The organism is Ramlibacter sp. (genome assembly GCF_035706265.1).
Lineage (GTDB): Bacteria > Pseudomonadota > Gammaproteobacteria > Burkholderiales > Burkholderiaceae_C > Ramlibacter.
Genome location: NZ_DASSVG010000230.1, coordinates 1 through 8,411, shown reverse-complemented (window position 1 = coordinate 8,411; position 8,411 = coordinate 1). Strand labels below are relative to the sequence as shown.

The window sequence follows — 8,411 nt, the reverse complement described above, 5'->3', positions numbered from 1 at the left end:
GAGCCCGGCGGCCGTGCCGGCCCTGCTGCCCTTCGCCTTCCCCTTCGGCGTCCGCTGAGGGCCAGCGCACCGTGGCCCGGCGCATCGGCCTCACCGGCGGCATCGGCAGCGGCAAGAGCACCGTGCTGGCGATGCTGCAGGCGCTGGGCGCCGCGGCGATCGACGCCGACGCCATCTCGCGCGCGACCACCGCACCGGGCGGCGCGGCCATCCCCCTGATCGCCGAGCGCTTCGGCCCCGAATTCATCACTTCCGAAGGCGCGCTGGACCGCGAGCGCATGCGCGAGCGCGCCTATGCGCACCCGGAGGCGCGGCGCGAACTGGAGCAGATCATCCATCCGCTGGTGGGCCAGGAGATCGCGCGCCAGGTGCAGGCGGCGGAAGCCGCCGGCGCGCGCTGCATCGTGTTCGACATCCCGCTGCTGGTGGAATCGGGCCGCTGGCGCGCCCAGGTGGAGCGTGTGCTGGTGGTGGACTGCGAGCCGGAGACGCAGGTCGCACGCGTGGTCGCGCGCAGCGCGCTGGCGCCGGAGCAGGTGCGCGCCATCATCGCGGCGCAGGCGCCGCGCGCGCTGCGGCTCGCCGCGGCGGACCTCGTGATCTGCAACGAAGGGCTCACGCTGGAAGCTCTGCGCAACGAAGTGGAACAGGCGGCACGGTCCTTCGGGCTATGATGCCGCTTGTCCGCCCTCGTTGTCCCTCCGTCGCGTGATCCTCTACGAATATCCCTTCAACGAACGCATCCGGACTTACCTGCGGCTGGAACACCTGTTCCGTCGCCTGGGCGAGCTGATCCCCCGCAGTCATCCGCTGGACCACCACTACGCGCTCACCACCATCTTCGAGGTGATGGACGTGGCCGCGCGCGCCGACCTGAAATCCGACGTGATGAAGGACCTGGAGCGGCAGAAGTCCGTGCTCAACGCCTACCGCGGCAACCCGGGTGTTTCGGAGGCGGTGCTGGACCAGGTGGTGGGCCAGCTCGAATCCTGCTTCAACACCGTCAACAACACGCCGGGCAAGGCGGGCCAGCCGCTCACCGAGAACGAGTGGTTGATGAGCATCCGCAGCCGGGCCAGCATCCCCGGCGGCACCTGCGAGTTCGACCTTCCGTCCTACTACGCGTGGCAGCACCATCCCGCGGAGCAGCGCCGCGGCGACCTCGAGCGCTGGGCCTCGACGCTCGCGCCGCTGGCGGAAACGATCCACGTGCTGCTGAAGCTGCTGCGCGATTCGGGCACGCCGCAGAAGGTGATGGCCACGGGCGGGCAGCTGCAGCAGACGCTGCCGCAGGGCCGCACCTTCCAGCTGCTGCGGCTGCGCATCGACCCGGCGCTGGGGCTGGTGCCCGAGATCAGCGGCAACCGCCTGATCGTCTCGGTGCGGCTGATGCGGCAGGACAACGACCGCCTGTTCCCGAGCACGGACAACACCGCGTTCGAGCTGACGCTCTGCGCCTGAGGCCGCGATGGCGACGACGAAGCCCGCGAAGCCGCGCATCGTGCGCTGTCCGCAATGCGGCGGCGAAAGCGTCTACGGTCCGGAGAATCCGTACCGGCCGTTCTGCAGCGAGCGCTGCCGCAACCTCGACCTGGGTGCCTGGGCCAGCGAGAGCTTCCGCGTGCCCGACGAAACCCCGCCGGACGATTTGCCGTTCGGGGATCCGAAGGAGAAGTAGGACCGATCTGGTCGGCGGGCGCTGGTAGGCTGGTGGTGACGAAGGAACCCCAGCGATCAGCGAGCGCAGCGAAGCTGGGGTTCCGGGCGCGCGTTGCGCGCCGTCACCACCAGCCTACGAGTGCGTGGCCCCCTTGAAGCCGCGTTCTTCGGCGAACCACTGCAGCACCGGCACCGTGCCCGGCAGCACCGGCTGCACGGTCACCGGCAGCTGCTGCCACGCGCACTGCTGGCCTTCGTGCATGTGCAGTTCGCCCGTCCACTCGTAGACCTTGCAGAAGTTCAGCCGCACCAGCGCGTGCGGATAGTCCACGCGCTCCACGCGCCAGGGATGCACGGCGCCGATGGCGACGCCGATCTCCTCCTGCAGTTCGCGCCGCAAGGCCTGCTCCACCGTCTCGCCCGCTTCCACCTTGCCGCCGGGGAACTCCCAGTAGCCTTCATAGACCTTGCCGGGCGGGCGCGACGTGAGCAGGAAGGCGCCGTCGGGGCGGATCAACACGCCCACCGCGACCTCGACCTCCTTGCGGTCCGGCCCGCCCTCGCGCGGACGGTGCGCGTCGGCGACCAGCGGCGCGTTCACCCGTGGTGCCGCCCCGCGTAGTCGCGCGCGAACTGGTAGGCCACGCGGCCGCTGCGCGAGCCGCGCTCCAGCGCCCACACCAGCGCCTGCGGGCGGGCCGCGGCGATGTCGGCCTCCGGCACGCCGAAGTGCTGCAGCCAGGTCGCCGTGATGTGCAGGTATTCCTCCTGGCTGAAGGGATAGAAGCTCACCCAGAGGCCGAAGCGCTCGGACAGCGAGATCTTCTCCTCCACCACCTCGCCCGGATGCACCTCGCCGTCTTCCGTGTGGGTGTACGTGAGGTTCTCCTTCATGTACTCGGGCAGCAGGTGGCGCCGGTTGCTGGTGGCGTAGATCAGCACGTTGGGCGTGGCCGCGGCCACCGAGCCGTCGAGGATCGACTTCAACGCCTTGTAGCCCGGCTCGCCCTCCTCGAAGCTCAGGTCGTCGCAGAACACCATGAACTTCTCCGGCCGGCCGGCGCACACGTCGACGATGTCGGGCAGGTCGGTCAGGTCCGCCTTGTCCACCTCGATCAGCCGCAGGCCCTGCGCCGCATAGGCGTTGAGGCAGGCCTTGATCAGGGAGGACTTGCCGGTGCCGCGCGCGCCCGTCAGCAGCACGTTGTTGGCGGGATGGCCCTGCACGAACTGCAGCGTGTTGCGCTGGATCTTCTCCTTCTGCGGCTCGATCTCCTTCAGGTCGTCGAGCGAGATGGCCGCCACGTGGCGCACCGCCTCCAGCACGCCGTGGCCGCTGGCCCGCTTGCGGTAACGCCACGCGATGGCGGCGTCCCAGTCGGGTGCGGACAGCGGCTGCGGCAGGATCGCCTCGATGCGACCGAGCAACTGCATGGCGCGGTCGATGAGGACGTCGAACTTCTCTTGGCTCATGAAACCTTCTTCAGAACATTTCTCACCCTCCCCCTCTGGGGGAGGGCCGGGGTGAGGGCATTTCAGGAACGGTAATCGGCGTTGATGCTCACGTAATCGTGACTGAGGTCGCAGGTCCACACCTGGTCGGCGGCGTTGCCGCGGCCCAGGCCCACCCGCACGGTGATCTCCTGCTGCTTCATGACGCGCTGGCCGTCCTCCTCGCGGTAGGCGGGATGGCGGCCGCCCTGGGTGGCCACGTGCACGTCGTCGAGGTGCAGCTCGATCTTCGTCTGGTCCAGGTCGGCGATGCCGGCGTAGCCCACCGCCGCGAGGATGCGCCCCAGGTTGGGGTCGCTGGCGAAGAAGGCCGTCTTCACCAGTGGCGAGTGCGCGATCGCATAGGCCACCTGCCGGCACTCGGCGGCGTCCTTGCCGCCTTCCACCCGCACGGTGATGAACTTCGTGGCGCCCTCGCCGTCGCGCACGATGGCCTGCGCCAGCAGGCGCGCCACTTCCAGCATGGCCTGCTTCAGCGCCTGGCCGGCCGGCGTGTCGAGCGCAGCGATCGGCGCATGCTGCGCCTTCTGGGTGGCGATCACCACGAAGGAATCGTTGGTGGAGGTGTCGCCGTCCACCGTGACGCGGTTGAACGAGCCCTCGGCCAGCTCGAAAGCCAGCTGCGGCAGCAGGCCTTGGTCGATCTTCGCGTCGGTGGCCAGGAAGCCCAGCATGGTGGCCATGTTGGGCCGGATCATGCCGGCGCCCTTGCCGACGCCCGTGACGGTGACGGTGGCGCCCTCGATCCGCACCTGCCGGCTGAAGGCCTTGGGCACCGTGTCGGTGGTCATGATGCCTTCGGCCGCACGCAGCCAGTGACCCGGCTGCGCATCGGCGATCGCCGCCGGCAGGCCGGCCTCGATGCGCTCGACCGGCAGCTGCTCCATGATCACGCCGGTGGAGAACGGCAGCACCTGCGCGGGCGCGAGCTGCAGCAGCTTCGCCGCGGCGGCGCAGGTGGCGCGCGCGCGGGCCAGCCCCTCTTCACCGGTGCCGGCGTTCGCATTGCCGGTGTTGATCACGATCGCGCGGATGCCGCCTTGCTGCAGGTGCTCGCGGCACACCTGCACGGGCGCGGCGCAGAAGCGGTTCTGCGTGAACACGCCGCCGACGGCACTGCCCTCGTCCAGCAGGAGGACGGTGAGGTCCTTGCGATTCGCCTTGCGGATGCCGGCCTCGGCCACGCCGATGCGCACGCCCGCCACGGGGTGCAGCGTCGCCGCGCCCGGGGCGCTCAGGTTGACTGCCATGGATTGCCCTTGTGAAGAAGTGAAGATGCCGCCTCAGCCCTGCCGCCAGGGCAGGCCGCGCAGGCGCCAGCCGCCGCGCGTGTCGCGATGCCCCTGCTCGTCGGGGTCGCCCTGGAAGCCTTCGAGGATGTTGTAGGCCTGGTAGCCGAGTTCGGTGGCGCGCCGCGATGAGGCCACCGAGCGCACGCCGCTGCGGCACAGCATCACGATCCTGCTGCCGGCCGGAATGCGCGCGCGCAGTTGCTCGTCGAAATCGTCGCGCACCTGCATGCCCGGCCAGTGCTTCCACTCGATGTTGACGGCGCCGGGGATGAAGCCCACCCAGTCGCGCTCGGCGTCGGTGCGGATGTCCACCAGCACCGCCTCGCCGGCCTGCCACCAGCGGCACGCGAGCTCGGGCGTGACATCGCCGGCGTAGCCCTCGGCGGGCCGGGGCTGCTCGGGATCGTTCGGAGAAGGGACGGCGGCGCTCATGGCCTCGATTCTGCCAGCGCGCCGCCGCGCGGATTCAGACGATGCGCACCTGCAGGTTGGGCAGCTTGTCGATGTGGATCTCGATCAGGTCGCCCCGCACGACCGGGCCGACGTTCTCGGGCGTGCCCGAATAGATGATGTCGCCGGGGAACAGCTCGTTGGCCTGCGAGAGATGGCTGATCTGCTCGGCCACCGACCAGATCATCTGGTTCAGGTTGGCGTTCTGCTTGGTCTGGCCGTTCACCTTCAGCCAGATCGCGCCGTCGCGGAAGTGCCCGATCTGCCCTGCGGGATGCAGCGGCCCGAGCACGGCGGAGTGGTCGAAGCTCTTGCCGATCTCCCACGGCTTCTTCTGGTCGCCCATCGCGCGCTGCAGGTCGCGCCGCGTCATGTCCAGCCCCAGGGTGTAGCCCCACACGTGGTCGAGCGCGCTGGCCACCGGGATGTCGCGCCCGCCGCGGCCGATGGCGGCCACGAGTTCCACCTCGTAGTGGTAGTTCTTCGTCAGGCTCGGATACGGGTGGGCGCCGACTGTCCCGGGAGCGACGAACTGGATCGCGTCGGTGGGCTTCTGGAAGAAGAACGGCGGCTCGCGGTTCGGGTCCGACCCCATCTCGATGGAGTGGGCGCGGTAGTTGCGGCCGATGCAGTAGATGCGCCGCACGGGGAACGCCATGTCCGCGCCGGCGACCGGGATGGTGCTGCCGCTCACCACGAAGGGCGTTCGTGCCGCCCCGGGCGAACCCGTAGTGGCGCACCCTGAGAGGCCGGCTGCGGCGAACGCCGCGGAGCCCTGGAAGAAGCGCCTTCTTTTCATCTTCATGGTGTCGTCTCCTTGCTCGCGTGGGGGGGGTGGGTCCACGAGTCGACAGCAATCCGTCAGCAAAATCCGCCAGAAGACGCTAGCCGCTCGGTGAAAACCCTATCGGCACTTGTAACGGCCGAATCAAAGATAGCCCGTCGCGTAAACCAACGTCAAGGAGACAAGCATGAGCGAGATGAAGACCCCGCGCCGTCGCAGTCTGCTGAAGGGTGCCGCCGTCGCTGCCGGCGCGATGTCCGCGCCGATGGTGTCGATGGCGCAGACCACGTCGTTCCGCTTCCAGAGCACCTGGCCGTCGAAGGACATCTTCCACGAGTACGCGATCGACTTCGCGAAGAAGGTGAACGACATGGCGGGCAACCGCCTGAAGATCGAGGTGCTGCCTTCGGGCTCCGTCGTCCCGGCCTTCCAGCTGCTCGAAGCCGTCAACAAGGGCACGCTCGATGGCGGCCATGGCGTGGTGGCGTACCACTACGGCAAGAACTCCGCCCTGGCCCTGTGGGGCTCGGGCCCGGCCTTCGGCATGGACCCGAACATGGTCCTCTCCTGGCACTACTACGGCGGCGGCAAGGCGCTGCTGGAAGAGATCTACAAGTCCATCAACATGGACGTGGTGTCCTACCTGTACGGCCCGCAGCCCTGCCAGCCGCTGGGCTGGTTCAAGAAGCCGGTCTCCAACGTCGCCCAGTTCAAGGGCCTGAAGTTCCGCACCGTGGGCCTGGCGGTCGACGTGTACAAGGAGCTCGGCGCCTCGGTGAACCCGCTGCCCGGCGGCGAGATCGTGCCCGCGCTGGACCGCGGCCTGATCGACGCGGCCGAATTCAACAACGCGACGTCCGACCGCCTGCTGGGCTTCCCGGACGTGGCCAAGAACTGCATGCTGCAAAGCTTCCACCAGTCGGGCGAGCAGTTCGAGATCCTGTTCAACAAGACCAAGTACAACGCCCTGCCGGCGGAACTGAAGTCGATCATCGACTACGCCGTGCAGGCGGCCAGCGCCGACATGTCGTGGAAGGCGATCGACCGCAACTCCAAGGACTACATCGAGCTGAAGACGAAGGACAAGATCGCCTTCTACAAGACGCCCGATTCCATCCTGCGCGCGCAGCTCGAGGCCTGGGACAAGGTCACCGCCAACAAGTCCAAGGAGAACCCGTTCTTCCAGAAGGTGATGGCATCGCAGCGCGCCTTCGCGGAGCGCGCAGGCCAGTGGCAGAACGACTACGTGGTCGACTACAAGATGGCCTGGAACCGCTACTTCCGCCAGCCCGGGGGCAAGAAGACCTGATCGGGCGGGCCGACAGGAGGGCGGCGACAGCCGCCCTTTTTTTGGCCGGGACGGAGCTGGGACGAAGGAAAAATATGCAGAAACTATTACTTGCCGTCGACCGGTTGTCCACGTGGATCGGGCAGCTGTTCGCCTGGGCGATCGTGCTCCTGACGGGATTGATCTCGTGGGAGGTTTTCTCGCGCTACGCGCTGGACAGGCCGCACGGCTGGGCGCTGGACGTGCAGATCATGCTGTACGGCATCCTGTTCATGATGGCCGGCGCCTACACGCTGTCCAAGAACGGGCACGTGCGGGGCGACGTGCTGTATGGCTTCTTCCGCCCGCGCACCCAGGCCAGCCTGGACCTGACCCTGTACATCATCTTCTTCCTTCCCGGCGTGTTCGCGATGACGTACGCCGGCTGGGTGTACTTCGGTGAGTCGCTCGCCATCCGCGAGACCACCTTCAACGCGGACCCGATCCCGATCTATCCGTTCAAGTTCTTCATTCCCGTCGCGGGTGGCTTCCTGCTGCTGCAGGGCCTGGTGGAGATCGCGCGCTGCGTGATCTGCATCCGCCAGGGCTACTGGCCCTCGCGCGAGCAGGACGTCGAGGAAGTGGACGTCGAGAAGCTCAAGGCGATGGTGCATGCCGATCCGCATGCGGAGCTGGCCGCGCCGCCCGCCGAACGTGGAGGGGGACCGCTGTGAAAATCCGCAAGGAACTCTGGTTCGGCTTCTCGCTGATGGCGGTGATCGTCGCCGCCGCCCTCTACATGCTGGTCAGCGTGGAGCACATCGAGCGCGGCCACATCGGCCTGCTGATGCTGTCCCTGGTGGTCGTGGCGATCATGCTGGGCTTCCCCACCGCCTTCACGCTGATGGGCATGGGGATGATCTTCACGTGGCTCGCCTACAACCGCAACACGACCCACACGCTGGACCTGATGGTCCAGGCGACGTTCAAGACGATGGGCAACGACGTGCTGATCGCCATCCCCTTGTTCGTGTTCATGGGCTACATCGTCGAACGGGCGAACCTGATCGAGCGCCTGTTCAAGAGCATCCACCTGGCGCTGGCACGCCTGCCGGGGGCGCTGGCGGTGGCCACGCTGGTGACCTGCGCGATCTTCGCGACGGCCACCGGCATCGTCGGCGCCGTCGTGACGCTGATGGGCCTGCTGGCGATGCCCGCCATGCTCAAGGCCGGCTACAGCGTGCGCCTGACGGCCGGCTCGATCACCGCGGGCGGTTGCCTCGGTATCCTGATCCCGCCCTCGGTTCTGTTGATCGTCTCCGGCGCCACGGCCGGCGTCTCGGTGGTGCAGCTGTATGCCGGGGCCTTCTTCCCGGGGATCATGCTCGCGGGGCTGTACGTCATCTACGTGATCATCATGGCGAAGCTCAAGCCGTCGATCGCGCCT

Annotated in this window: 11 protein-coding genes; 6 read left to right on the top strand and 5 right to left on the bottom strand. The window is 68.0% G+C overall.

Annotated features, from left to right (window positions below; translation table 11 throughout):
* Nucleotides 1-131: 131 nt before the first annotated feature.
* The 3 genes from coaE to VFM98_RS08760 are packed head-to-tail and all read left to right on the top strand — an operon-like array spanning nt 132 to nt 1,678.
* A complete protein-coding gene (gene coaE, locus VFM98_RS08770; protein WP_325109533.1) occupies nt 132-674 on the top strand; it encodes a dephospho-CoA kinase in 543 nt (180 codons plus the stop codon).
* 34 nt (nt 675-708) lie between these two features.
* A complete protein-coding gene (gene zapD, locus VFM98_RS08765; RefSeq protein WP_325109531.1) occupies nt 709-1,461 on the top strand; it encodes a cell division protein ZapD in 753 nt (250 codons plus the stop codon).
* Nucleotides 1,462-1,468: 7 nt separating this feature from the next.
* Nucleotides 1,469-1,678: a DNA gyrase inhibitor YacG gene (locus tag VFM98_RS08760; RefSeq protein WP_325109530.1), complete on the top strand. Its 210-nt coding sequence runs from the start codon at nt 1,469-1,471 to the stop codon at nt 1,676-1,678.
* Between the two features lie 114 nt (nt 1,679-1,792).
* Here VFM98_RS08760 and VFM98_RS08755 read toward each other — a convergent pair whose 3' ends face one another.
* The 5 genes from VFM98_RS08755 to VFM98_RS08735 all read right to left on the bottom strand — a co-directional run bounded on the left by VFM98_RS08755 (nt 1,793) and on the right by VFM98_RS08735 (nt 5,718).
* Nucleotides 1,793-2,260 (bottom strand): NUDIX domain-containing protein, encoded by a 468-nt coding sequence (locus VFM98_RS08755; RefSeq protein ID WP_414709001.1) that lies wholly within the window; start codon nt 2,258-2,260, stop codon nt 1,793-1,795.
* Nucleotides 2,257-3,132: an ATP-binding protein gene (locus tag VFM98_RS08750; RefSeq protein ID WP_325109529.1), complete on the bottom strand. Its 876-nt coding sequence runs from the start codon at nt 3,130-3,132 to the stop codon at nt 2,257-2,259. Before VFM98_RS08750 ends, VFM98_RS08755 begins: the two co-directional genes overlap by 4 nt.
* 62 nt (nt 3,133-3,194) lie before the next feature.
* Nucleotides 3,195-4,421 (bottom strand): bifunctional glutamate N-acetyltransferase/amino-acid acetyltransferase ArgJ, encoded by a 1,227-nt coding sequence (gene argJ, locus VFM98_RS08745; protein ID WP_325109528.1) that lies wholly within the window; start codon nt 4,419-4,421, stop codon nt 3,195-3,197.
* A gap of 33 nt (nt 4,422-4,454) precedes the next feature.
* Nucleotides 4,455-4,895, bottom strand: coding sequence for a rhodanese-like domain-containing protein (locus VFM98_RS08740; RefSeq protein ID WP_325109527.1), 441 nt, complete (start codon nt 4,893-4,895; stop codon nt 4,455-4,457).
* Between the two features lie 34 nt (nt 4,896-4,929).
* On the bottom strand, nt 4,930-5,718 hold the full coding sequence (locus VFM98_RS08735) for a fumarylacetoacetate hydrolase family protein (RefSeq protein WP_325109526.1): 789 nt from the start codon (nt 5,716-5,718) through the stop codon (nt 4,930-4,932).
* Between the two features lie 166 nt (nt 5,719-5,884).
* On the opposite strand from VFM98_RS08735, the gene VFM98_RS08730 reads away from it, so the two are divergent.
* The 3 genes from VFM98_RS08730 to VFM98_RS08720 all read left to right on the top strand — a co-directional run.
* Nucleotides 5,885-7,006, top strand: a complete 1,122-nt coding sequence (locus VFM98_RS08730) for a TRAP transporter substrate-binding protein (RefSeq protein ID WP_325109525.1) — start codon at nt 5,885-5,887, stop codon at nt 7,004-7,006.
* Between the two features lie 74 nt (nt 7,007-7,080).
* Nucleotides 7,081-7,698 carry a TRAP transporter small permease subunit gene (locus tag VFM98_RS08725; RefSeq protein WP_325109524.1) on the top strand — a complete coding sequence of 206 codons (618 nt, stop codon included), beginning with the start codon at nt 7,081-7,083 and terminating at the stop codon, nt 7,696-7,698.
* Nucleotides 7,695-8,411 (top strand): TRAP transporter large permease subunit (locus tag VFM98_RS08720; protein WP_325109523.1); only part of this gene is annotated, 717 nt, incomplete at its 3' end. The genes VFM98_RS08725 and VFM98_RS08720, both read left to right, overlap by 4 nt.

What these genes read in the sequence shown, in the direction of transcription:
- VFM98_RS08725 (WP_325109524.1), top strand. Translation starts at nt 7,081, where the DNA reads ATGCAGAAACTATTACTTGCCGTCGACCGGTTGTCCACGTGGATCGGG.
- coaE (WP_325109533.1), top strand. Translation starts at nt 132, where the DNA reads ATGCTGCAGGCGCTGGGCGCCGCGGCGATCGACGCCGACGCCATCTCG.
- VFM98_RS08740 (WP_325109527.1), bottom strand. Translation starts at nt 4,895, where the DNA reads ATGAGCGCCGCCGTCCCTTCTCCGAACGATCCCGAGCAGCCCCGGCCC.
- VFM98_RS08750 (WP_325109529.1), bottom strand. Translation starts at nt 3,132, where the DNA reads ATGAGCCAAGAGAAGTTCGACGTCCTCATCGACCGCGCCATGCAGTTG.
- VFM98_RS08735 (WP_325109526.1), bottom strand. Translation starts at nt 5,718, where the DNA reads ATGAAGATGAAAAGAAGGCGCTTCTTCCAGGGCTCCGCGGCGTTCGCC.
- argJ (WP_325109528.1), bottom strand. Translation starts at nt 4,421, where the DNA reads ATGGCAGTCAACCTGAGCGCCCCGGGCGCGGCGACGCTGCACCCCGTG.
- VFM98_RS08730 (WP_325109525.1), top strand. Translation starts at nt 5,885, where the DNA reads ATGAGCGAGATGAAGACCCCGCGCCGTCGCAGTCTGCTGAAGGGTGCC.
- VFM98_RS08760 (WP_325109530.1), top strand. Translation starts at nt 1,469, where the DNA reads ATGGCGACGACGAAGCCCGCGAAGCCGCGCATCGTGCGCTGTCCGCAA.